Source organism: Antarcticimicrobium sp. (genome assembly GCF_029212575.1).
Lineage (GTDB): Bacteria > Pseudomonadota > Alphaproteobacteria > Rhodobacterales > Rhodobacteraceae > Antarcticimicrobium.
Genome location: NZ_JARGPK010000090.1, coordinates 1 through 22945 on the forward strand (window position 1 = coordinate 1; position 22945 = coordinate 22945).

Genomic DNA, 22945 nt, shown 5'->3' on the forward strand with positions numbered 1-22945 from the left:
AACGGGAACCCGGCAACAGGGGGCGGCGCGCGCCGCCCCCTTTTATTCAGAGTCCGATCTCCTCGACTGGTGAGATCGACACCGATCGGATGCAGAGTCGGACGCAACGTCCCGAAATGCATTGATTTCCTTGCAATTCCAAAATTTTCATTGAGATGTGGTGCGGGTGAAGGGACTTGAACCCCCACGCCTTGCGGCGCCAGAACCTAAATCTGGTGCGTCTACCAATTCCGCCACACCCGCACGCGGCGCGGCCGGGGCCGCGCGTGCTGCGCCTCATAACAAAGCTCGCTGAGCGATGCGAGGGAAAACCGCCGGTTCCCGGCGCTAGAGGTCGAGCGCGCGGAACGCCGCGGGCAGGATCTCGGGCAGATCCTCGGCGACCAGCCCGGGACCAAAGGCGCGCGCCGCCTCCACATGCAGCCAGGCCGCTGTTTCGGCGGCCTCGAAGGGGGAAAACCCGCGCGCCATAAGCCCTGCGATCAGGCCGGCCAGCACATCGCCCGATCCCGCCGTCGCCAGCCAGGGCGCCGCGCGTTCATAGGCCGCCGAATGGATCGCGCAGCGCCCGCCTGGGGCGGCGATCACCGTATCGGGGCCCTTGAACAGCACCACGCAGCGGGCGCGTTTCGCGGCCTCCCGTGTGGCATCGACCTTGGAATAGGCCGGCCCGGTCTCCACCGGCGCCGCCAGCCTCTCGGCCAGATCCGGGAACAGCCGCGCGAATTCGCCGCCGTGCGGGGTCAGCACGCAGCTGTCATGCAACAGGCCGAACAATACATCCGGGGCCTCGGCAAAGGCAGTCAGCGCGTCCGCGTCCAGCACGATCGCGCGCCCTGCCTCCAGCGCGACCGGCGCAAGTTCCCGCGCCCGGTCGTGGCCAAGCCCCGGCCCGAGGCCGAGCGCGTTGAACCGCGGATCCGCCAGCAGGTCCGACAGGGCTTTGCCATCCGCCACCCGCCGCAGCATCAGTGCGGTCACCTGGCAGGCGACCTCCTGCTGCGCCGCGGGCGGCACCCCCAGCGTCACCAGCCCGGCCCCCACCCGCAGCGCCGCGCGCGCCGCCAGCCGCGCCGCACCGGTCCGGCCGGCGCCGCCGCAAAGGATCAGCGCGTGACCGTGGCGATACTTGTGCCCGACCCGGTGCTTGCCCAAGGCCCGCGCATCCGGCGCGGCCAGTGCCACCCGTTCCCGGTCGCCGCCGTGTTCCCGCAGCCCGATGTCCTTGATCCGCAGGATGCCGCAATGCTCCGGCCCGTCGGCCAGGTAATGCCCCGGCCTGGCCCGGTGAAAGGTGACCGTCAGCGCGGCGCGCACCGTTCCCTGTGCCAGGGGCCGGCCACTGTCCATGCAGAGCCCCGCCGGCGCATCCACCGCGACCAGCCGCGCCGGCACGGGACCTCGCCCGGCCAGCCGCGCGATCGGCTCCAGGATCTCCGGCGCCGGCGCCCGGGTCAGCCCGGCGCCGAACACCGCCTCGACAATCAGGTCGGCGTCGAGTCCGGCCTCGTCCAAGGCCCTCCAGGGGTGGACCGTTCCAATGGCCGCCCAGCGTTCGTAATTCGCCCTTGCATCGGGCGGCATCCGCCCCGGATCGCCAAAGAGAAACACCTCGACCGGCCAGCCCCATCCCTGCAGCAGCCGTGCGATAACGAACCCGTCGCCGCCGTTGTTGCCTGGCCCGCACAGCACGGTGGCGCGGTACGATCCCTGGGCCAGGTCCGGCCAGTGCTCGAACACTGCCTCGACCACGCCGCGTCCGGCGCGCTCCATCAGGTCGCGCCCGCACACCGCCCCTGCGGCGATCGCCGCCATTTCCACCGCGCGCATCTGCGCCGCGGTCAAGAGTTCGTCCATCTTCGTCCCGCGTGTTGCACTTCGATTCAAAACTGCACGTTTTTTATGCACCTTGCCTCAATTTTAATCTCGTCACCGAATTCCGTCACTCCGGCGGGGGGCGCGGCCCGGTATCGGATTGTGACGGTTATTTAGAAGTGATCTGACCCGTCGAGACAAGGTTGCGAGGAGACCGGCGATGAAAAAGATCGAAGCCATAATCAAACCGTTCAAGCTGGACGAGGTCAAAGAGGCACTCCAGGATGTCGGCGTTCAGGGATTGAGCGTGATCGAGGTCAAGGGGTTTGGCCGCCAGAAAGGCCATACCGAGCTTTACCGCGGTGCCGAATACGTGGTTGATTTCCTGCCCAAGGTTAAGATCGAGGTGGTGCTGGACGACGACCAGGTCGATAGCGCCATAGACGCGATCATCGCGGCCGCCAAGACCGACAAGATCGGCGACGGCAAGATCTTCGTCACCACGGTCGAACAAGCCATCCGCATCCGCACCGGCGAGACCGGCTCGGACGCGCTGTAACCCACACCGAAACAAGACTGATCCCATAGAAAAGGACATTGCAGAATGAGCAACGATGCAGTTCTCCAGTTGATCAAGGAAGAAGAGGCGGAATACGTCGATATCCGCTTCACCGACCCGCGCGGCAAATTGCAGCACGTCACCGTCGTGGCGGACCTGGTCGATGAGGACTTTCTTGAAGAAGGATTCATGTTCGACGGCTCCTCGATTGCCGGATGGAAATCGATCGAAGCCTCGGACATGAAGCTGATGCCCGACACCGAAAGCGCCTATGTCGATCCGTTCTATGCCGAAAAAACCATCTGCATCCACTGCTCGGTGGTCGAGCCCGACACCGGCGAACCCTATGAGCGCGACCCGCGCGGCACCGCCGAAAAGGCCGAGGCCTATCTGAAGGCCTCCGGCATCGGCGACAGCGCCTTCTTCGGCCCCGAGGCTGAATTCTTCCTGTTCGACGACGTGCGATTCTCCAACTCGATCAACAAGGTTTCCTACGAGGTCGATGCCACCGACGCCTCGTGGAACACCGACACCGAGTACGAGATGGGCAACATGGGCCATCGGCCCGGCGTCAAGGGCGGTTACTTCCCTGTCAATCCGACCGACGAAGCCCAGGACCTGCGCTCGGAAATGCTCTCGACCATGAAACGTCTGGGCATGAAGGTCGACAAGCACCACCACGAGGTCGCCTCGTGCCAGCACGAGCTGGGCCTGATTTTCGGCACGCTGACCAAGCAGGCCGACGAGCTGCAGAAGTACAAGTACGTGATCCACAACGTGGCCCACGCCTATGGCAAATCGGCCACCTTCATGCCCAAGCCGATCGCTGGCGACAACGGTACTGGCATGCACGTGAACATGTCGATCTGGAAGGACGGCAAGCCGCTGTTCGCGGGCGACAAATACGCCGACCTGTCGGACGAGGCGCTGTGGTTCATCGGCGGCATTCTCAAGCATGCCAAGACGTTGAACGCCTTCACCAACCCCTCGACCAACAGCTACAAGCGGCTGATCCCGGGCTTCGAGGCTCCGGTTCTGCGCGCATACTCGGCCCGCAACCGCTCGGGCTGCGTGCGGATCCCCTGGACCGAAAGCCCCAAGGCCAAGCGCGTCGAGGCCCGCTTCCCCGATCCCAGCGCCAACCCCTACCTGTGCTTCGCAGCGCTTCTGATGGCCGGTCTTGACGGCATCAAGAACAAGATCGACCCGGGCGAGGCGATGGACAAGAACCTCTACGACCTGCCCGCCGAGGAACTGGCCGACATCCCCACCGTCTGCGGCTCGCTGCGCGAGGCGCTCGAAGCGCTGGCATCCGACCACGACTTCCTGCTGCAGGGCGACGTCTTCACCAAGGACCAGATCGACGGCTATATCGGGATCAAGATGGAAGAGGTGGAAACCTACGAGCACACCCCGCACCCGGTCGAATACGGCATGTACTACAGCTGCTGACACCGGATCTGCGGAGACATGCGAAGGGGCGTCCAAGCGGGCGCCCCTTTTGCTTTGCGACCAAGGCCCTCATTTTACGTTGCCTTGGCGGCCCGGGGCAGGCAGGCTGGCGCCATTGATCCACAATCACGATTGCCTGCCCATGTTCCGTTTGTTCCGCTCGCTGTTGGCCGCCGCCCTTGTCCTCGCCCCCCTGCCCATCCTCGCCGCCCCCTGCGGCAACACCGGCGCAGGCTTTGCCACCTGGAAGCGCGATTTCGCCGATGAGGCCCGCCGCGCCGGCGTCGGTGCGCGTGGTCTTCAGGCCCTGGCCCAGGCGCAATACGCCACCCGGACCATCGCCGCCGACCGCAACCAGAAAAGCTTTCGCTACAGTCTCGATAAATTCATGCAGGTGCGCGGCGCCGCCACAATCGTGGCGCAGGGCCGCAAGCGCAAGGCACGCCACCCTGAATTCTACGCCGCGCTCGAACGCCGCTTCGGCGTGCCGGCGGGGATCCTGATTGCCCTGCACGGAATGGAAACCGCCTTTGGCGGCTTCATGGGCGACAGCCCCGTCGTTTCCGCGATCACAACGCTGGCCTATGATTGCCGACGCTCGGACTTCTTTACGCCCCATGCCCTGGCGGCGCTGAAACTGGTCGACCAGGGCACCATCACCGGGGCCACTCTGGGGGCCCGGCATGGCGAGTTGGGCCATACCCAGTTTCTGCCCGGCAACGCGCTGGCTTACGGGGTGGATGCCAACGGCGATAGCCGCGTGGACTTCTACGACATGTCCGACGCGCTGGCCTCGACCGCCAATTTCCTGCGCCAGAAGGGTTGGAAACCCGGCCGGGGCTATCAACCGGGCGAGCCGAACTTCGAGGTGATCCGGCAATGGAACGCCGCCGGCGTCTACCAGAAGGCAATCGCGATCATGGCAGCCCGGATCGACGGCTGATCCCGCCGCGCCCACGCCGCCGCCCTGCCGGGGCGAAGACGCATTTTCGCCCCAATTCGCCGCTCTGGCCGACAAAACCACTGGTTTTTCTCATTTTCTTCACGTTGGCGCCGTTCCGATGCCCCGGAGTTACGCGGTTTTCGACACATTTTTTCCCTTTTTGTTATCTAATTTTAGTAAACCACGGCACGTCAACGGAGGATCCCGGCGGTGACACAGGACGGAAGGTATCACGGTGGGTTGGTTTATCTGGGGACGACCGAGGGCGCGATCGAGCGCTTCGGCAGGATCGTCACCAGCGTGTTGCAGGATTACGGACATCTGATCGAACGTCACAGCGTGCTCAATCCCGAACAGGCCCGCGTCGTCACCAGCCAGTATATCGTCAAGCTGTCGCTGGACCCGGCCCCCTATACCGGGCGCATCGTCGCCCATGACCACATGTGCGACCAGCCGCGCAAGCCGATGCAGCGGCTCGAGATATCGCTGCTGCCGGTCGCTCCGGGCGAAGAGGACCGCGAGATCACCGAGCTTCTGATGGTGGTGATGCTGTACCGCATGGTCGATGCCTATCCGGTCCAGCAGATCGAATGGATAGATCCCGAAACCATTCTCTGCGTTTCCCAGTTCCTCGGCGCCTTTGCCAGCGTCGCGCCGCGCCGCGTGCACAGCCGCCAGAGCCTCCGCGGCCCCAAATCGCATCTCTTCGCCCCGGTCGAAGAGATGGCGCCGAACCTGTCGCTTCAGGCCGAAACCATCGAAGCCGACTATGAGATCGAGATGGATGACCGCCTGATCCGGATCGGCGAGGAGGATTCGCTTGCCCTGGTTTTCCGCGAAGATGAGGAGATCGACCTGATCGACATCGCCACCACCCCCGAGGAGAAAGCGGAAAACGACATCCGCCGCCTGGCGGCCTGGGGGATGACGGGAATGCTGGTGTTTCTCTCCGGGCCGGTGGCGGTCTCGATGGCCGCGATCAACCTGGCCAAGGGCGAGGATTTCCGCCTCAACACCCATGTTCTTGCGCTGACCGCCTTCATCGTCTCGGTCAGCAGCTCCGGCCTTCTGGCAACCGCCGTCAACGCCCTGCCGATCTGACGCGCCGCCTCAGCTCTCCACACGCTCCAGCCCGTCGCTTCCCGCAGGGGCATCGGCGCGGTCCACCACATAGGTATGGATCGAGAACACCACCGCCCGTGTCTCCGGCAGCCGCAACACCGTCTGACGCTCGCTGCGCAGGTACTGGGCGGCCAAGCGGCCACGCTCGGGGCGGCGATCAAAGGCGCTGCGCGGCTGGTGCAGGTCCGGGTCCGCATACCAAAGCGCATTGAACCGCCACAGCGGCCGCCCCGGCTGCACCCCGTCGAACAGCCGCTGCACCCGCGCGGCGATCCCGGCGTCGTATTCCTCGACCGGCACATGGATCGCGGTCAGCGGGCGCTGGAATTTCTCGGACAGCATCCAGCTTGCCGGGAAACACAGAACCGCCGCGGTCAGCACATGTTCCTCGCCGCGCTTTTCAAGAAGGCACAGATCCTCCTGCACCAGCCGACCCAGCGTGCCCATTGGATCGGCCCGGTCAATCGGCACCGAAATGCCATCCGGCCGCTCCACCACCGCCCCGGCCCCGGGATAGGCCAGTTCGAGAACCATTTGCAGCAATTCGTCCGCCGTTGGCCGCGCGCCTGCGTCCATCGCCAGCACCGCGTCGCGGCGCTCGGCCAGCAGCCGGTCACGATAGGCCATCTGCCCGGCAAAGGCCTCGTCGCGGATCAGCCAGTCTTCGACCGTCAGCGGCTTGATGCCCGGCAGCCGGGGCCGTGCGGTCACGTCATAGGGAATGCGGGTTTGCAGGATCGCGCTCATGCTCTCCGGTTAGCACCCTGCCCCGCCCCTGTCGGCCCAAAAACGACCTGACCCCACGTCGCAGGCGGAACGGACGCCCGATATCCCGGCTTTCACACTGGCCCGGTCACGACAGGGAGGCCCGCGATGAACCTGCATTACAGCGACAGCCGCAAGATCGATCCGACGCGCGGCGCCACGCTGGGCGACGGGACGCCCAACAACCCGGACCGGATCGAGATCGGGCCGACCCGGCTGGCCTTTGGCGAATGGGCGCAGGCGGGGCTGGAATTGCCGAACCTGTCGCATATGCGCGACTACCGCTGGCGGCGGCTGACCGATCACGTGGTCGCGCGCGGCTATGGCGGGCTGTTGATGTTCGACCCGCTCAACATCCGCTATGCCACCGACAGCACCAACATGCAGCTGTGGAACACCCACAACCCGTTCCGCGCGGTGCTGCTTTGCGCCGATGGCTACATGGTGATCTGGGATTACAAGAACGCGCCATTCCTGTCCTCGTTCAACCCGCTGGTGCGCGAGGTCCGCTCCGGCGCCGACCTGTTCTATTTCGATCGCGGCGACAAGGTGGACGTGGCCGCCGACGCCTTTGCCAACGAGGTGCGCCAGTTGCTGGCCGAACACGCGCCGGGCCACCGCCGGCTGGCCGTGGACAAGGTCATGCTGCACGGGATGCGCGCGCTTGAGGCGCAGGGTTTCGAGATCATGGAAGGGGAGGAAGTCACCGAAAAGGCCCGCTCCGTAAAGGGCCCCGACGAGATCAAGGCGATGCGCTGCGCCTCCCATGCCTGCGAGGCGGCGATGCGCGAGATGGAGGATTTCGCACGGCTCAACGTTCCGTTCGGCCAGACATCGGAGGATGACATCTGGGCGGTTCTGCACGCCGAGAACATCCGCCGGGGCGGCGAATGGATCGAAACCCGCCTCTTGTCCTCCGGTCCGCGCACCAACCCTTGGTTCCAGGAATGCGGGCCCCGGATCGTGCAGATGAACGAGATCCTCGCCTTCGACACCGACCTGATCGGCAGCTACGGCATCTGCGTCGACATCTCCCGCACCTGGTGGATCGGCGATCAGAAACCGCGCCCGGATATGGTCTATGCGATGCGGCACGCGCATGAGCATGTCATGACCAACATGCAGATGCTGAAACCCGGCGTGACGATCCCCGAGCTGACCGCCAATTGCCACCGGCTCGACGACCAGTTCCAGGATCAGAAATACGGCTGCATGATGCACGGGGTGGGCCTCTGCGATGAATGGCCCCTGGTCGCCTATCCCGACAAGGCGGTGCCGGGCTCCTTCGACTACGCGCTGGAGCCGGGCATGGTGCTCTGCGTCGAGGTTGCCGCGGGCGCGGTCGGCGGCGATTTCTCGATCAAGCTGGAGGATCAGGTGCTGATCACCGAGGACGGGTTCGAGAACCTGACCACCTACCCCTTCGATCCGGCGCTGATGGGGGAGTAGGCGCTCAGGGCGAAACCGCCACCCGCGCCAGCACGCCCCGGTGATCCGAAGCGAGGCGATCCAGTACCTCGATCGTGCCGGGCGCCGCGCCGCTGGCCAGCACGTGGTCGATCGCCACCCCCATCCCGCCGTAGGGCAACGCGAATGTGGCCACCTCGTGCCCCGCTCGCCGGGTGCCGCTGGCGACCTCGACCCGCGCCAGGGCGTGCGACCAGGCCACCGCGTTGAAATCGCCGCCGATCACGGTGGGTCCGTCGAGCCCGCGCAGAAGCGGTGTGAGTTCCGAGATCTGCTCGGCCTGCCCGTGCGGCCAGGGCCAGCCAAGATGCAGCGACATCGCCCGGACCATTCCCGCCGGTGTCTCAACCTGCAGCCCGCTCAACCCCTGGTCGCAAAAGGCACTGCCCGACACCGCGGGCCAGCGCGACAGCACCGCCGTGCCCCCCACCGCGCGAAAGTTGCAATATTGCTGATAGGGGTAGTCTGCGCGCAGCGCCGCCAGCACCGCCCGGTTGCGCGCGCTGACCTCCTGCAGGGTCACGATATCGGGCGCGCGGGCGCGGATGTCGGCCACCACCGCGCCGGGATCACGCAGGGTGAACAGCAGGTTCTTCTGATAGACCGTCAGCCCGAGTGTCTGCGCCGCCGGCCCCGCCTGCACCGGCGACAGCGCCCAGAGACGCGGCACCACCGCGAGCGCGACCACCGCGAGACCCGCCACGGTCACCGCCCCGCGCGGTCGCCAGACCAGCAATGCCAGCCCCCCCAACAGGGCCAGCGGCACCCGAAACACCGCCAGGCTGTCGCCCGCCGGATGCAGCGCCCCGCCATAGCCCGCCAGCACCGCAGCCAGCGCAATCAGCGCGGCCCCGCCCGCGATTCTCCTGATTTTCCTCACCACCGCGTGACCTTCCTGTCACATTGCTTGATATGTCTGCCGATACCGCCCAGCCTTATCCCGAGCGCAAGACAAAGGACATCCCATGCCCACCGAACGCATCACCTTTCCCGGCCACGATGGCACCGAGCTTGCCGCGCGGCTGGACCTGCCCGAGGGGCCGCATCTGGCCACCGCGCTTTTCGCCCATTGCTTCACCTGTTCCAAGGATATCCCCGCCGCCCGCCGGATCGCGGCGCGACTGGCGGCGATGGGTATCGCGGTGCTGCGCTTCGATTTCACCGGGCTGGGCCATTCCGCGGGGGAGTTTGCCAATACCGATTTCAGCTCCAACGTCGCCGACCTGCTGAAGGCGGCGGAGTATCTCGGCGGGCGCGGCATGGCGCCGGCGCTGCTGATCGGCCATTCGCTGGGCGGCGCGGCGGTGATCCGCGCCGCGGGCCGGATCGACAGCGTCAAGGCGGTGGTGACCCTCGGCGCGCCGCACGATCCCGAGCACGTAACGCATAATTTCGCCGACGCTCTGCCAGAGATCGCCGAAAAGGGCGTCGCGCCGGTCAACCTCGGCGGGCGCGCGTTCTGCATTTCGCAAGCCTTCGTCGAGGATGTGCGCGGCGAAAAGCTGGACGCCGCGCTGCACGACATGAAGGCGGCGCTGCTGGTCATGCACGCGCCGCGCGACGCGGTGGTGGGCATCGACAACGCCACGCGGATTTTTCAGGCCAAGAAACACCCGAAGAGCTTCGTAACCCTGGACACCGCCGACCACCTGATCAGCCGCGGCGCGGATGCCGAATACGCCGCCGAGGTGATCGCCGCCTGGGCCCGGCGCTATGTCGATCTGGCGCCGGTCGCCCCGCCCGCCGGCGCGCCCGAGGGCATCGTTCGCGTCACCGAGGCCGACCCGGAAGGGTTCCTGCAGGACATCCAGTCCGGGCCCGACCATCACCTGCTGGCCGATGAGCCGCGCAGCGTCGGCGGCACCGACCGGGGGCTGTCGCCCTACGGGCTGGTCTCGGCGGGGCTGGGGGCCTGCACCGCGATGACGATCCGCATGTACGCCCGCCGCAAGGGCTGGCCGCTGACCGGGGTCAGCGTCGATATCTGCCACGACAAGGCCCACGCCCAGGACGCCGAGAGCGGCGGTCAGCAAGGCAAGATCGACCGTTTCACCCGCAAGATCCGGCTCAGCGGCGGTCTCGACGACGACCAGCGCGCACGGCTGCTGGAGATTGCCGACAAATGCCCGGTCCACCGCACCCTGAGCCACGGCGCACGGGTCGACAGCACGCTGGTCGATCCCGAGGGGTAAACGCCGCCCCTCCGGCGCAACGAAAAAGGCCCGGGCGCTGTGCCCGGGCCTGTCGCGTCTCATCAGTTCGGGATCAGCCGCGGGCGCGGCCCACCATCTTCCACAGCGCCGGCAGCAGCACGGCGGCCAGCGCCAGCTTGATCGCGTCTCCCAGCAGGAACGGGGTCAGGCCCCACTGCAGGATCGGCTTGTCCCAGCCATAGAGCTGGCCCAACCACAGCAGGCCCGGCGCGTAGATCAGCGCGTTGCCGATCACCATGGCCAGCGCCATCTTGCCAAAGGACCGGTCCCAGCCGCGCGCGGCCAAAGCGCCCAGCGCGACGGTGGCCAGAACGTAGCCCACGAGATAGCCGCCGGTGCCGCCCATCATGTAGGTCAGGCCGAATTTCTCGGCCGAGGAGCCGGCGAAGACATCGAAGCCCAGCGCGCCGACGATCATGTAGCCAAGGATCGTCGCCAGCCCCAGCCGGGCGCCGTAGGCGGCGCCGATCGACAGAACGGCAAAAGTGCCCATGGTGATCGGCACCGGCCACATCGGCACCTTGATCTTGGCGGCAACGGCCAGCACGGCGATGCCAAGCAGCACCAGGGCAACCTGCTTCACGCGCAGCGCTGCCCCGCTGCGGGGGCCGAGCGCCTCGGCGAGAACGCGGTCAGTTGCGGCAAGGGTCATGTGGATGTCTCCTGTTTTCTGGTATCGGTTCGGGGTTTGATGCCCAAAACTCGCCCCGGTCGCAAGCAAATTTGCTTCGTACCTGCGGCAAATCAGCCTCAGCCGACCACTTGACGCATGTCAAGGTGCCTTCGCCGCCACCGTGCGATCATGACCAGAGTACCGCATATCGCGGAGGGAGAGGAACATGGGTATCATTGACAGGCTTTCCACCAGCACCGATCTGGTCCTTGGCATGGCCGAGCGGCTGGGTGTCGATATGGACGCGGTGCTGCTGCATGACCCTGAACGCGGCGGGCTGCGGCTCCGGTCGCTGGCGCTGCGGTGCTCGGGGTGCCCCAAACAGGGCGGTTGCGCCGAGCTTCAGCGCGCTTGCGAGCATCTTGACGCGGCACCGGGCTACTGTCGCAACAAGGCGTTCCTGGACTACGCCGCTCACACCTGACCGCGCCGGAACCATCGGGCCATCGGGACTAGGGTCTTGCCGCCGCAAGCGGACGGTACAGACTGGTCATCGTATAATCCTTGCGCGGGCCGCGCACCTGCCAGGTGACGCGGAACACGGGCCAATCGTCGAATTCATAGGCGGCGTCGTATTGATCCGGGTCGCACCAATGGTCGCTGCGCCCGCCCTGCGGCGGCACCCTGTGAAAAAACCGCCCGTCCTCGAACCAGACGGTGAGATCCGCACCCCAGCGATACCGCCGTTCCGCCTGCATCGGGGGATGCCGATCGAGCGTCAGCTGCCCGGTCTCGGTATGAAGCGCGCCCTGCCCCTGCGGCGTCCAGCGCGCCTGCCCGGAAAATCGGGCGGTTTGCCCGTCCGACTGTACGATCCGGCGGTCCAGATCCCAGGTGCCCAGGAAATCGCCCAGCCGGCGCGGTGCGATCGTCATGTCTCCCCTCCCCCGAATGGCCACGACGGCCCGCCGATTGCCCTTGGCGCGGCTGCCGCCTTGTCGTCGCGCCCGGGCCGGTCTATGAGGCGCCCTGATCCCCGCCTAACCACAAAAAGGTGACGCTGCCAATGATCCCGCGCTATTCCCGCCCCGAGATGACGGCCATCTGGTCGCCCGAGACCAAGTTCCGCATCTGGTACGAGATCGAGGCCCACGCCTGCGACGCGCAGGCCGAGCTGGGGGTGATCCCGAAGGAAAACGCCGAAGCCGTCTGGAAAGCCAGGGACGTGGAATTCGACGTCGCCCGGATCGACGAGATCGAGGCGGTGACCAAGCATGACGTGATCGCCTTTCTGACCCACCTGGCCGAGCATGTCGGCAGCGAAGAGGCCCGGTTCGTCCACCAGGGCATGACCTCCTCGGACGTGCTCGACACCTGCCTGAACGTGCAACTTGTGCGCGCCGCCGACATCCTGCTCACCGATCTCGACAAGGTCCTGGCAGCGCTGAAGAAACGCGCCTTCGAGCACAAGGACACCGTGCGCGTCGGCCGCTCCCACGGCATCCATGCCGAGCCGACCACGATGGGGCTGACCTTTGCCCGGTTCTACGCCGAGATGGACCGCAACAAGCAGCGGCTCGCGGCGGCGCGGGACGAGGTCGCCACCGGCGCGATTTCGGGCGCGGTGGGCACTTTCGCCAATATCGACCCGGCGGTCGAGGATCACGTGTGCAAGATGCTGGGCCTGCGCCCCGAGCCGATCTCGACCCAGGTGATCCCGCGCGACCGTCACGCAATGTTCTTTGCCACCCTCGGGGTGATCGCCTCGTCGGTCGAGAACATCGCCATCGAGATCCGCCACATGCAGCGTACCGAGGTGCTCGAAGGCGCGGAGTTCTTCTCGATGGGGCAAAAGGGCTCCTCGGCGATGCCGCACAAGAAGAACCCGGTGCTAACCGAAAACCTGACCGGGCTGGCCCGGCTGGTGCGGATGACCGTGATCCCGGCGATGGAGAACGTGGCGCTCTGGCACGAGCGGGACATCTCCCACAGCTCGGTCGAACGTGGCATCGGGCCGGATGCGACTGTCACCCTCGATTTCGCGCTGAACCGTCTGGCCGGCGTGGTGGAAAAGATGCTGATTTTCCCCGATAACATGCTGGAAAACATGAATAAATATCCGGGTCTGGTGATGTCGCAGCGGGTTCTGCTGGCCCTCACCCAGGCCGGCGTGTCGCGCGAGGACGCCTACACCATGGTGCAGCGCAACGCGCTGAGGGTCTGGGAAGAGCGGGTCGATTTCCGCGAACAGCTTCTGGCCGACAAGGATGTCGTTGAAGCCCTCGGCGAGGACGGCATAAACGAGAAATTCGACATGGGCTATCACACCAAGCACGTCGACACGATCTTTGCCCGGGTGTTCGGCGGCTGATCCCGGGCGGATCCCCATTGTGCGGGTTTTCCCGGCGCCGTCCAGCCTGTGCGCGGGGCGGCGCACGGTTTTTCTTGGCCGAAACGCCGCGCCGGACTACCTTACACCAAGGATCTTTTTAGCCGGGAGACTTGCCATGACTTTCAAGACCGCTCTTGTCGCCGCCACGCTTGCCCTGTTGCCGTCCCTTTCCTTTGCCATGTGCTCGGATCACGAGCAGCAGGCGCAGTCCTGCGCCGCGGGGATGGTGTGGGATTCGTCACAACAGACCTGCGTCAAACAGGTCAACAGCTGATCACGTCTTGGCCAATCGGGACCGCCGGGCGTCTACCTCTGGACGCGCCACCGGTTCCGTACGTTTTTCCGAGCCTTTTGTACATTTCTGACCGGAGTCCTCCATGCGCCTCGCCCCCACCCTTGGCCTTGCCCTGATCCTGACCCTGCCCGGCCTCGGCCACGCTGCCGGCATGGGCGGCAGCGACAACACCCCGCCGAAGCCGACCGAGACCACCGGAACCTGCGAGGGGGTGCAGGTCTGGGACCCCGAAACCAAGAGCTGCGTCGATCCGAAAGAGGGCGCGCTTGACGCCGACACGCTCTATCGCGCGGTGCGCGAACTGGCCTATGCGGGCCGCTACAATGACGCGCAAGGGGTGCTGCGCGCGATGCCGGACCAGTCGGAGGACCGGGTGTTGACCTATTGGGGGTTCACTCATCGCAAGATGGGGGATCGCGTCCTGGCCCGCAGTTTCTACGAACGAGCGCTCGCGGCCAATCCCGACAACCTTCTGGCGCGCTCCTACATGGGCCAGGGGTTTGTCGCCGACGGCGACACCGAGGCCGCCATCGCCCAGTGGCGCGAGATCAAGGCGCGCGGCGGCGATGGCACCTGGGCCGAGGCCGCGCTGCGGCAGGCGATCCGAACCGGGCTGACCTATAACTACTAGCCCCGATCGGGCGGGCGCGCATGGCCGGTTTGCGCCCTGCCCGATGGACAGCCCCGCCGTTCGCGCCTAAACCCGCGCCATGAGCAAACCGTCGCCCGCATCGATCCGCCGCGCCCGATACATGCTGCACCCCGCATGAGCCCGGCCGAGACATTGGCGGTGCGCAACAAGGCGATCCTGATGATGATCGCGGCGATCCTGTGCTTTTCGCTGATGGATGCCAGCGTCAAGGCGCTGGCGCCGCGCGTGGGCGTGGTCCCGGCGCTCTGGGTGCGCTACGCCGGACAGATGCTGCTGGTGCTGATCCTCGTCGCGCCAAGGCTGCGCAGCGTCGCGCGCACCCGCTACCCGGTACAGCAATTCCTTCGCTCGGTGCTGCTGATGTGCGCAACCGGGTTCTTCTTCACCGGGATCAGCCTGATTCCCCTCAGTGACGCGGCGGCGCTGATGTCGGTCAACCCGGTGCTGATCACGCTGGGCGCGGCCCTGTTCCTGCGCGAACCGCTGGGGCCGCGCCGCATCGCGGGCATCGCCGCGGCGATGTGCGGGGCGGTGATCGTGATCCGGCCCGGCAGCGACGTGTTCACGCTGGCCGCGCTGCTGCCTCTTGGCGCGGCGGTCTGCTATTCCGGCTATGCGCTTCTGACCCGCCGCGTCGGCCCGGACGAGGATCCGTGGACCTCGTTGTTCTATACTGGGCTGGTCGGGACCATCCTGCTCAGCCTGTTCATTCCCGGCCAATGGCAGACGCCGGACAGCCCGGCCCTGTTGCTGATCCTCTCGGTGGCCTGTTTCGGCACCATCGGACAAATGTTCCTGATCCGCGCCTTTTCCAGCGGCGAGGCGGCGATGCTGGCGCCCTATGCCTATACCGGGCTGATATTTGCCGCGGTCTGGGGGATGCTGTTCTTTGCCGAATGGCCCGATCTCTGGACCGTCTGCGGCGCGCTTGTGATCGTACTGGCGGGGCTCTATGTCTGGCACCGCGAAACCTTTCGCAGCTGACCCCCGCCCCGGAACCGAGCCGCCCGCATGCCTGCCGATCCTTCGACCCTCTCACTTGCCGACCGCGCCGGCTACATCGCCTCGAACCTTGTCCTGCGCGGGCTGATCGGGGTGTTCCGGGCGATCCCCTACCGCTGGCGGGTGCCGGCGATGGGCTGGCTGGTCAGTCGGGCCGCGCCCCTGTTCGGGGTGACCCGCCGCATCCGCAGCAACCTGGAACTGGCCCGCCCCGACCTGTCCGAGGCCGAGGTCCGGCGCCTGTGCCGCGCGGTGCCCGACAATGCCGGGCGCACCCTGATCGAGCTTTACTCCGGCGCGCCCTTCATCGCACGCGCGCGCCGTGCGCCGATCCACGGCCCCGGCCTCGCGGCGCTGGAGGCGGCCCGCGCGGCAGGGCGGCCGGTGATCCTGATCACCGGGCATTTCGGAAATTACGACACGGCACGCGCCAACCTGATTGCGCGCGGGCATGAGATGGGCGCGCTTTACCGCCGGATGGCCAACCCCTATTTCAACGCGCATTACGTCCGCACCATATCGAACATCGGCACGCCCATGTTCGAACAGGGCCGGCGCGGCATGACGCAGATGGTGCGCCACCTGAAACAGGGTGGCATCATCGCCATCGTCGGCGATCTGCACGCCCACGGCGGGCTCGATCTGGATTTCTTCGGCCAACCGGCCGTGACCTCGACCGTGCCGGCGGAACTGGCGCTGAAATACGATGCCGCGCTGATCCCGGTCTACGCGATCCGGCAGCCGAACGGGCTGGATTTCGAGATCGTGATGCCCGACGAGATCCCCCCCGGCGATGCGGTCGCCATGACCCAGCAGGTCAACGACGGGCTGGAGGCGCTGGTGCGCGAGCATATGGAACAGTGGTTCTGGATCCACCGCCGCTGGAAGCCCTATATCGGCATCGAGGGCCACGACAACGCCGGACGCTAGGCCGGACCGGACCCTAGCGCAGCCGCGCGCCCGCTAGGATCGGGCCGAAGTCCGGGCGTTGCACCAGAACGGCGGCCTGCAGACCGTCTTGCGGTGCTGCCACCTTCAGCCGCAGCGGCGCGGTGCCGTCCCATTGCCGCAACAGCTGCCAGCCCTCGACCACATTGGCATAGTCCATGCTGCGCCCGGCGTTCTCGCCGCGGGTGATCTCGACCCGGCGCAGCGGCGCATAGCGAACCAGAACCACGTCGAGCGGGCCGGTCACCCCCGCGCCGGTCGGGCTGAGTTCGATGCTGAGCCCGGCCCCGGCCGGGGTCACAGAGAGGGCGACCACGAGGGGCTGCCGCAGGTGGGCCTGAATCAGTTCGGCCAGTTTCATCGAACGGGCGCCAACGATACCCTCCTGTCCCATGACGATCATCTGGGGGGTATAGATCATGTCGCGCCCGGCGGCCCGGGCATAGCCTTTCTGGCGCGTGGTATGGGCATGGATGGCAAAGGAATCCGCCCAGCCGATGTAATCCCAGTAGTCCACATGCAGCGCCAGCGGCAGCACGTCGTCGCGCGCGGACAACTCGCTCAGCAGCGCGTCGGCCGGCGGGCAGGAGGAACACCCCTGGGAGGTGAACAGTTCGACCACCACAGGCCCGCTGTCCTGCGCCGCAACAGGTGCCGCCAGCACCGCCCAGATCGCGGTGGCGATGCCGGCCAAGCCTGTGCCGAGTTGTTTCATTTTTCCCGCCTATCCCCTATCGTGCAGGCTCAGGCTTAGCCGCTGCGGGTTGCAATAACCAATCAATGTTTCTTGAGACTGGGGCGACAAGACGGCGGCGATGTAAATTCTGTGTGCAATGGTATACAAAATCGCCGCACCGGGAACGATCTCTATTGAATGCGGCGCTTTGCTGATGCAGAAGGCGCGCAGCGAATTCCTGTGATCCACGACTCTCTGAGGAGGCCAACATGCCCATCACCGTCGGACAGGACACAGCCAAGACACGCAAGACCCTCAGCGTGAATGGCCAGTCCGTTTCCTATTATTCCATCCCCGCCGCCACCGAGGCCGGTCTCGGCGATTTCTCCAAGCTGCCCGCCGCGCTGAAGGTGGTGCTGGAGAACATGCTGCGCTTTGAGGATGGCAAGACCGTCAGCGTCGATGACATCAAGGCCTTTGCCGACTGGGCGAAAAAGGGCGGCAAGAACCCGCGCGAGATCGCCTATCGTCCGGCCCGGGTTCTGATGCAGGATTTCACCGGCGTTCCCGCCGTGGTCGACCTGGCCGCGATGCGCGACGGCATCAAGGCGCTGGGCGGCGACGCGCAGAAGATCAACCCGCTGAACCCGGTTGACCTGGTCATCGACCACTCGGTCATGATCGACGAATTCGGCAACCCGCGCGCCTTCCAGATGAACGTGGACCGCGAGTATGAGCGGAACATGGAACGCTACCAGTTCCTGAAATGGGGCCAGGGCGCGTTCAACAATTTCCGCGTGGTGCCGCCGGGCACCGGCATCTGCCACCAGGTCAACCTGGAATACCTGGCCCAGACCGTCTGGACCGATACCGACCAGAGCGGTGAAGAGGTGGCCTATCCCGACACGCTGGTGGGCACCGACAGCCACACCACCATGGTCAACGGCATGGCCGTTCTGGGCTGGGGCGTGGGCGGCATCGAGGCCGAGGCGGCGATGCTGGGCCAGCCGATCTCGATGCTGATCCCCGAGGTCGTCGGCTTCAAGCTGACCGGCGAGATGCTCGAGGGCACCACCGGCACCGACCTGGTGCTGAAGGTGGTCGAACTGCTGCGCGCCAAGGGCGTGGTCGGCAAGTTCGTCGAATTCTACGGCCCCGGCCTCGACAACCTGCCTCTGGCAGACCGTGCCACCATCGCCAACATGGCCCCCGAATACGGCGCCACCTGCGGGTTCTTCCCGATCGACGGCGAGACCCTGCGCTATATGCGTCAGACCGGCCGGGACGAGGACCGCATCGCGCTGGTCGAGGCCTATGCCAAGGAGAACGGCTTCTGGCGCACTGCGGATTACGACCCGGTCTATACCGACACGCTGGAGCTGGACATGGGAACCATCGTGCCGGCGATCTCCGGCCCCAAACGCCCGCAGGACTATACCCCGCTGACGCAGTCGGCCAATGCCTTCTACAAGGTGGTCTGCGACTATCGCGGTGTGGATTGCACCGACGCGGCCAGTGACATGGCCGCCGAGGGCGACCAGAACACCGCGCAGAACGACGTGCGCAATTCCATCGCGGTCGAAGGTGAAGAGTACAAGCTGCGCGATGGCTCGGTGGTGATCGCCTCGATCACGTCGTGCACCAACACCTCGAACCCCTATGTGATGATCGGCGCCGGTCTGGTGGCGCGCAAGGCCCGCGCGCTGGGTCTGACCCGCAAGCCCTGGGTCAAGACCTCGCTGGCACCGGGCTCGCAGGTGGTTTCGGAATACCTGGAGGCGGCCAACCTGCAAGAGGACCTGGACGCCATCGGCTTCAACCTCGTGGGTTACGGCTGCACCACCTGCATCGGCAACTCCGGCCCGATCCAGAAGGAACTGAGCGAGGCCATCGCCAAGGGCGACCTGGTCGCAACCTCGGTGCTGTCGGGCAACCGCAACTTCGAAGGGCGGATCAGCCCCGACGTGCGCGCCAACTACCTTGCCTCGCCGCCGCTGGTGGTGGCCTATGCCATCGCGGGCGACATGAACATCGACCTCACCTCCGAGCCGCTGGGCCAGGACAAGGACGGCAACGACGTCTATCTCAAGGACATCTGGCCGACCAACAAGGAGATCGCCGACCTGGTGCACGAGACCGTGACCCGCGAGGCGTTCCGGTCCAAGTACGCCGACGTGTTCAAGGGCGACGAGAAGTGGCAGGCGGTCGAGACCACCGAGGCCGAGACCTATGACTGGCCGCCGACCTCGACCTATATCCAGAACCCGCCCTACTTCCAGGGCATGGGCACCGAGCCGGGCACCATCACCAATATCGAGGGCGCCAAGCCGCTGTTGATCCTGGGCGACATGGTCACCACCGACCACATCTCGCCGGCCGGCTCCTTTGCCACCACCTCGCCCGCCGGGGAATACCTGCTGGAGCGCCAGGTGCAGCCGCGCGAGTTCAACTCCTATGGCTCGCGCCGGGGTAACCACGAGATCATGATGCGCGGCACCTTCGCCAACATCCGCATCAGGAACGAGATGCTGGACGACGTCGAGGGCGGCTATACCAAGGGCCCCGATGGCGCGCAGACCTCGATCTTCGACGCGGCGATGGCCTATCAGGCGGCGGGCACGCCGCTGGTGGTGTTCGGCGGCGAACAGTACGGCGCGGGCTCTTCGCGCGACTGGGCGGCCAAGGGTACGGCACTGCTGGGGGTCAAGGCGGTCATCGCCGAGAGCTTCGAGCGCATCCACCGCTCCAACCTGGTGGGCATGGGCGTGATCCCGTTCGAGTTCACCGCCGGTGAGACGCGCAAGTCGCTGAAGCTGACCGGAGACGAGACCGTGGCGATCTCGGGCCTCGACACCATCGAGCCGCTGCAGGAGGTGCCCTGCACCATCACCTACGCGGACGGCACCGAGAAGACGATCCAGATCAAGTGCCGGATCGATACCGCCATCGAGATCGAGTACATCGAACACGGCGGCGTTCTGCACTACGTGCTGCGGAACCTGGCCAAGTCGTAAGACGGGCCAGCACCGGAAACAGGAAAGCCCCGCCAATGGCGGGGCTTTTTCTTTGAGCGGAGCGCGAGAGGGGCCACGCCGGACCGGCGGTCAGGCCGCCCCTTCCAGCGCCGCTTTTGCCTTTTCCTCGTATTCCATCACCGGCACGGCGCCGGCCCGCTCGGTCACCCGCGCGACCCAGTCGCGCACCGCCGCGTTGTCCGGCGTCAGTTGCGGGGCCCATTGAAACGCCGAGGCCATGATCAGGTCGGCGATGGTGAACCTTTCCCCCATCAGGAAGGGGGCGTCGCCCAGCCCCGCCTCGATCTGCGCGCCGACCTCGGTCAGCGAGCGGAAGGCGGTTGCGAAGGCCGGATGCGTCGCGCCGGAAAAGGCACAGACCATCGCCGGTTCCACCACCCCGCCGTAATAGCACATCCATGACAGGAAGGCACCGCGCCCCGGCTGCCCCGGCGCGATGCCCAGCGGATGGCCGTGAAGCTCGTCGAGATAGAGCATGATGGCGTTCGATTCCCGGATCGCCTCGCCGTCGTCTGCGATCAGGAAGGGCACCTTGCCCTCGGGGTGCGGGTTGGCCGCGTCATGCTGGCCGGAGCCGTCCTGGCGGCGCACCACGACCGGGCGCACATCGACCGCGTCGAGACGGTCCGTCAGCATCAGCTGGGTGATGATCCGCGTCGAGCGGCTGAGGGGGGAATGATAAAGGGTCGGCATCCGAAGGACCTTTGCTATTGGTTTCGATGATCCGGGTATGCCATGATCCTCCTGACAGTTTCCGTCATGAGGGATGAGGCAGGATCGCGCCATGGCCAAGACCGACCGCCTGTTCCGCCTGCTGCACCTGATCCGGGGGTTGACGCCGCCGGTCACCGCCGCGCGGCTAGCCGCGGCGATGGAGGTGTCGGAGCGCACGATCTACCGCGATATCGACGCGCTGCGCGCCGCCGGCGCCCGCATCGATGGCGAGGCCGGGCTCGGCTATACCATGACCGAGGACCCGGCCCTGCCGCCGCAGACCTTCACTCAGCTGGAGATCGAGGCGCTGGTGCTGGGTCTGTCCGAGGTGCAGGCACGCGGCGACGCGGCGCTGGGGGACGCGGCGGCGGATGCGCTGACCAAGATCACCGCCACCCTGCCCGAGCGCCAGCAGCGCCAGGCGGTGCAGGCGATCACCCTTGTTCACCGGTTCGCACAGCCCCACGCCGCCGCCGTCGACATGACGCTGCTGCGCGAGGCGAGCTGGGCCGAGGAGGCGCTGGAGATCACCTATCGCGACAACGCCGGCGCGATAAGCACGCGGTGCATCTACCCGCTGGCGCTGGCCTATCTGGACAGTGTGGTGATGCTGCTGGGGTGGTGCTGCCTGCGGCAGGATTTCCGCCAGTTCAAGGTGGGTTCGATCCTCGCGGCCCGGCGCAGCGGCGACAGCTTCCGGCCAAACCGGGTGCCGCTGCTGCGGCAGTTCGCGGCCCGGCTGCAGGCGCGCCGTCAGGAGCTGGCGCAGGGCGATTGATGCGGTGATCGCGCACTTTGGCGAGGACGGGAAAGGGCGCCCTACTCCGCCTTCGCCGCCTCTTTCAGCACCGGGCGCAGCCGGTTTTCGATCACCCGTTGGGTGACCGGCCCGGCAAAGCGCATCAGGATGGTGCCCTCGCCGTCGATCACATAGGTCTCGGGCACCCCGTAGACGCCCCAGTTCAGCGCCATGCGGCCCTGTGCATCGGCGCCGAGCGCGGCATAGGGATCGCCGAGGTCATCAAGGAACTTGCGGCCGTTCTCGGGCTTGTCCTTGTAGTTAACGCCGAGGATCGTGATCCCCTCTTCGGTCAGCGCGGTCAGGTTGGGATGCTCGACCCGGCAGGGCGCGCACCAGCTGGCCCAGAAGTTGACCAGCTTGACCTTTCCGTCGCGCAGGGCGGCATCATCGAACCCGTCGCGGCCCGGAAACCCGGTCAGCTGTACCGGCGGCGCCTGCTGTCCGACCAGCGCCGAGGGCAGTTCCTGGGGATTCTCGCGGAACATGCCGACGGCGGCCAGCGCCACGAAACCGGCAAAGATCACCGGCGGGATGATCATCAGCGGCGAAATCTTCCTAGCCATCGCGGCGCATCCTTTGTTCCATGTCCTGCATATCGCGGCGCAACCTGCGGCCGCGCCACAGGCTGAGCGCCACCAGCGCCGCCAGCAACAGGATCGAGGCCGCATAGGCCGAAAGAACCGTGTCGGCGTATTTCCCCAGGTCCGGCATCATGCCCCTGCCCTCTCTCTTGCTTGCAGCGCCCGGATCCGGCGGGCGCGGATTTCCGTCCCGGTGCGGTAAAACACCAGCGCGATGAACAACAGCACGAAGCCCGCGATGCAGACCAGCAGCGGCAGATAGAAAACGTCGGCGACGTTCTCTTCCGCGTCCATGCTCAGCGAGGCGCCCTGGTGCAGCCCCTGGTTCCAGAAGTTCACCGCGTAACGGCTGAGAAGTGCGAAGACCGAGCCGACAAGGCAGAGCACCCCGGTCAGGTCGGCGGCGGTATCGGGATCCTCGATCGCCTCCCACAGGGCGATGTAGCCCAGGTAGAACAGGAACAGGATCAGGAACGAGGTCAGCCGCGGATCCCAGGCCCACCAGGTGCCCCACATCGGCTGGCCCCAGATCGCGCCGGTGACCAGCGCGATCACCGTCATCACCGCCCCCACCGGCCCGGCGGCGCGGGCGGCCAGCGCGCTGACGTGGTGGCGGCGCACCAGCCAGATCAGCGAGGCGACCAGCATCATCATCCAGGCGTTGATCGCCATCAGCGCCGAGGGCACGTGCAGGTAGATGATCTTGACCGTCGATCCCTGGCGGTAATCGTCAGGGGTGAAGAAAAAACCCCAGACCAGCCCCGTCACCAGACAGATCAGCGCCGCGGTCCACAAAAACGGCATCAGCCGTTCCGTGGTGGCCAGGAACTTCCTTGGGTTGGCATAGGACCAGAGCGAGCTGTTCATTGCGGGCTGCGTCATGGCGGTTATCTAGCCCC

24 protein-coding genes and 1 tRNA gene are annotated in these 22945 nt (G+C 66.2%); 14 read left to right on the plus strand and 11 right to left on the minus strand.

What is annotated here, in order from left to right:
• Positions 1–158: 158 nt before the first annotated feature.
• Together P1U75_RS18825 and P1U75_RS18830 are read right to left on the minus strand one after the other, a co-directional pair.
• Positions 159–243, minus strand: a tRNA-Leu gene (locus tag P1U75_RS18825).
• A gap of 84 nt (positions 244–327) precedes the next feature.
• Positions 328–1857, minus strand: coding sequence for an NAD(P)H-hydrate dehydratase (locus P1U75_RS18830; RefSeq protein WP_300246064.1), 1530 nt, complete (start codon positions 1855–1857; stop codon positions 328–330).
• Between the two features lie 178 nt (positions 1858–2035).
• On the opposite strand from P1U75_RS18830, the gene P1U75_RS18835 reads away from it, so the two are divergent.
• The 4 genes from P1U75_RS18835 (at position 2036) to P1U75_RS18850 (ending at position 5870) form a co-directional block, all read left to right on the plus strand.
• Positions 2036–2374 (plus strand): P-II family nitrogen regulator, encoded by a 339-nt coding sequence (locus tag P1U75_RS18835; RefSeq protein ID WP_300246067.1) that lies wholly within the window; start codon positions 2036–2038, stop codon positions 2372–2374.
• Between the two features lie 45 nt (positions 2375–2419).
• On the plus strand, positions 2420–3826 hold the full coding sequence (glnA, locus tag P1U75_RS18840) for a type I glutamate--ammonia ligase (RefSeq protein ID WP_300246070.1): 1407 nt from the start codon (positions 2420–2422) through the stop codon (positions 3824–3826).
• Between the two features lie 142 nt (positions 3827–3968).
• Positions 3969–4769 (plus strand): lytic transglycosylase domain-containing protein, encoded by an 801-nt coding sequence (locus P1U75_RS18845; protein WP_300246072.1) that lies wholly within the window; start codon positions 3969–3971, stop codon positions 4767–4769.
• A gap of 210 nt (positions 4770–4979) precedes the next feature.
• Entirely contained in the window at positions 4980–5870 is an 891-nt protein-coding gene (locus P1U75_RS18850) for a hypothetical protein (RefSeq protein WP_300246074.1), read from the plus strand.
• 9 nt (positions 5871–5879) lie between these two features.
• On the opposite strand, the gene P1U75_RS18855 is transcribed toward P1U75_RS18850, so the two are convergent.
• Positions 5880–6638: a DUF3445 domain-containing protein gene (locus tag P1U75_RS18855; RefSeq protein ID WP_300246076.1), complete on the minus strand. Its 759-nt coding sequence runs from the start codon at positions 6636–6638 to the stop codon at positions 5880–5882.
• Positions 6639–6764: 126 nt separating this feature from the next.
• Here P1U75_RS18855 and dddP point away from each other — a divergent pair, with 126 nt between their 5' ends.
• Positions 6765–8105: a dimethylsulfonioproprionate lyase DddP gene (gene dddP / locus P1U75_RS18860; protein ID WP_300246078.1), complete on the plus strand. Its 1341-nt coding sequence runs from the start codon at positions 6765–6767 to the stop codon at positions 8103–8105.
• A 4-nt stretch (positions 8106–8109) separates the two neighbouring features.
• Here dddP and P1U75_RS18865 read toward each other — a convergent pair whose 3' ends face one another.
• Positions 8110–9006, minus strand: coding sequence for an endonuclease/exonuclease/phosphatase family protein (locus P1U75_RS18865; RefSeq protein ID WP_300246080.1), 897 nt, complete (start codon positions 9004–9006; stop codon positions 8110–8112).
• A gap of 82 nt (positions 9007–9088) precedes the next feature.
• On the opposite strand from P1U75_RS18865, the gene P1U75_RS18870 reads away from it, so the two are divergent.
• Complete coding sequence (locus P1U75_RS18870; protein ID WP_300246082.1) at positions 9089–10315, plus strand: bifunctional alpha/beta hydrolase/OsmC family protein; 1227 nt, start codon at positions 9089–9091, stop codon at positions 10313–10315.
• 73 nt (positions 10316–10388) lie between these two features.
• Here P1U75_RS18870 and P1U75_RS18875 read toward each other — a convergent pair whose 3' ends face one another.
• A complete protein-coding gene (locus tag P1U75_RS18875; protein WP_300246084.1) occupies positions 10389–10988 on the minus strand; it encodes a biotin transporter BioY in 600 nt (199 codons plus the stop codon).
• 187 nt (positions 10989–11175) lie between these two features.
• Between P1U75_RS18875 and P1U75_RS18880 the strand changes: the two genes are divergently transcribed.
• Positions 11176–11433 (plus strand): DUF6455 family protein, encoded by a 258-nt coding sequence (locus P1U75_RS18880; protein WP_300246086.1) that lies wholly within the window; start codon positions 11176–11178, stop codon positions 11431–11433.
• A 28-nt stretch (positions 11434–11461) separates the two neighbouring features.
• Here the strand turns inward: P1U75_RS18880 and P1U75_RS18885 are convergent, their stop codons facing one another.
• Complete coding sequence (locus P1U75_RS18885) at positions 11462–11884, minus strand: DUF6314 family protein (RefSeq protein ID WP_300246088.1); 423 nt, start codon at positions 11882–11884, stop codon at positions 11462–11464.
• A 131-nt stretch (positions 11885–12015) separates the two neighbouring features.
• On the opposite strand from P1U75_RS18885, the gene purB reads away from it, so the two are divergent.
• From purB to P1U75_RS18910, 5 genes are all read left to right on the plus strand, one after another.
• Positions 12016–13320, plus strand: coding sequence for an adenylosuccinate lyase (purB, locus tag P1U75_RS18890; protein ID WP_300246090.1), 1305 nt, complete (start codon positions 12016–12018; stop codon positions 13318–13320).
• Positions 13321–13456: 136 nt separating this feature from the next.
• Entirely contained in the window at positions 13457–13615 is a 159-nt protein-coding gene (locus P1U75_RS18895; RefSeq protein WP_300246093.1) for a carbohydrate-binding module family 14 protein, read from the plus strand.
• A gap of 103 nt (positions 13616–13718) precedes the next feature.
• Positions 13719–14267 (plus strand): hypothetical protein, encoded by a 549-nt coding sequence (locus P1U75_RS18900; RefSeq protein WP_300246095.1) that lies wholly within the window; start codon positions 13719–13721, stop codon positions 14265–14267.
• 135 nt (positions 14268–14402) lie between these two features.
• Positions 14403–15272 carry a DMT family transporter gene (locus tag P1U75_RS18905; protein ID WP_300246096.1) on the plus strand — a complete coding sequence of 290 codons (870 nt, stop codon included), beginning with the start codon at positions 14403–14405 and terminating at the stop codon, positions 15270–15272.
• A gap of 27 nt (positions 15273–15299) precedes the next feature.
• Positions 15300–16220 carry a lysophospholipid acyltransferase family protein gene (locus P1U75_RS18910; RefSeq protein WP_300246097.1) on the plus strand — a complete coding sequence of 307 codons (921 nt, stop codon included), beginning with the start codon at positions 15300–15302 and terminating at the stop codon, positions 16218–16220.
• 13 nt (positions 16221–16233) lie between these two features.
• On the opposite strand, the gene P1U75_RS18915 is transcribed toward P1U75_RS18910, so the two are convergent.
• A complete protein-coding gene (locus tag P1U75_RS18915) occupies positions 16234–16953 on the minus strand; it encodes a thioredoxin family protein (RefSeq protein ID WP_300246099.1) in 720 nt (239 codons plus the stop codon).
• A 230-nt stretch (positions 16954–17183) separates the two neighbouring features.
• Between P1U75_RS18915 and acnA the strand changes: the two genes are divergently transcribed.
• A complete protein-coding gene (acnA, locus tag P1U75_RS18920; protein WP_300246101.1) occupies positions 17184–19928 on the plus strand; it encodes an aconitate hydratase AcnA in 2745 nt (914 codons plus the stop codon).
• 90 nt (positions 19929–20018) lie between these two features.
• Here acnA and P1U75_RS18925 read toward each other — a convergent pair whose 3' ends face one another.
• A complete protein-coding gene (locus P1U75_RS18925; RefSeq protein WP_300246103.1) occupies positions 20019–20642 on the minus strand; it encodes a glutathione S-transferase family protein in 624 nt (207 codons plus the stop codon).
• 91 nt (positions 20643–20733) lie between these two features.
• On the opposite strand from P1U75_RS18925, the gene P1U75_RS18930 reads away from it, so the two are divergent.
• Positions 20734–21441, plus strand: coding sequence for a YafY family protein (locus tag P1U75_RS18930; protein ID WP_300246106.1), 708 nt, complete (start codon positions 20734–20736; stop codon positions 21439–21441).
• Between the two features lie 41 nt (positions 21442–21482).
• Here the strand turns inward: P1U75_RS18930 and P1U75_RS18935 are convergent, their stop codons facing one another.
• Genes P1U75_RS18935 through P1U75_RS18945 form a run of 3 tightly spaced genes read right to left on the minus strand, consistent with a single transcriptional unit; the run spans position 21483 to position 22928 of the window.
• Entirely contained in the window at positions 21483–22028 is a 546-nt protein-coding gene (locus P1U75_RS18935) for a DsbE family thiol:disulfide interchange protein (protein ID WP_300246108.1), read from the minus strand.
• Positions 22021–22179, minus strand: coding sequence for a heme exporter protein CcmD (ccmD, locus tag P1U75_RS18940; protein WP_300246110.1), 159 nt, complete (start codon positions 22177–22179; stop codon positions 22021–22023). Before ccmD ends, P1U75_RS18935 begins: the two co-directional genes overlap by 8 nt.
• Complete coding sequence (locus P1U75_RS18945) at positions 22176–22928, minus strand: heme ABC transporter permease (protein ID WP_300246112.1); 753 nt, start codon at positions 22926–22928, stop codon at positions 22176–22178. The genes ccmD and P1U75_RS18945 overlap by 4 nt, the downstream gene beginning before the upstream one ends.
• Positions 22929–22945 lie beyond the last annotated feature (17 nt).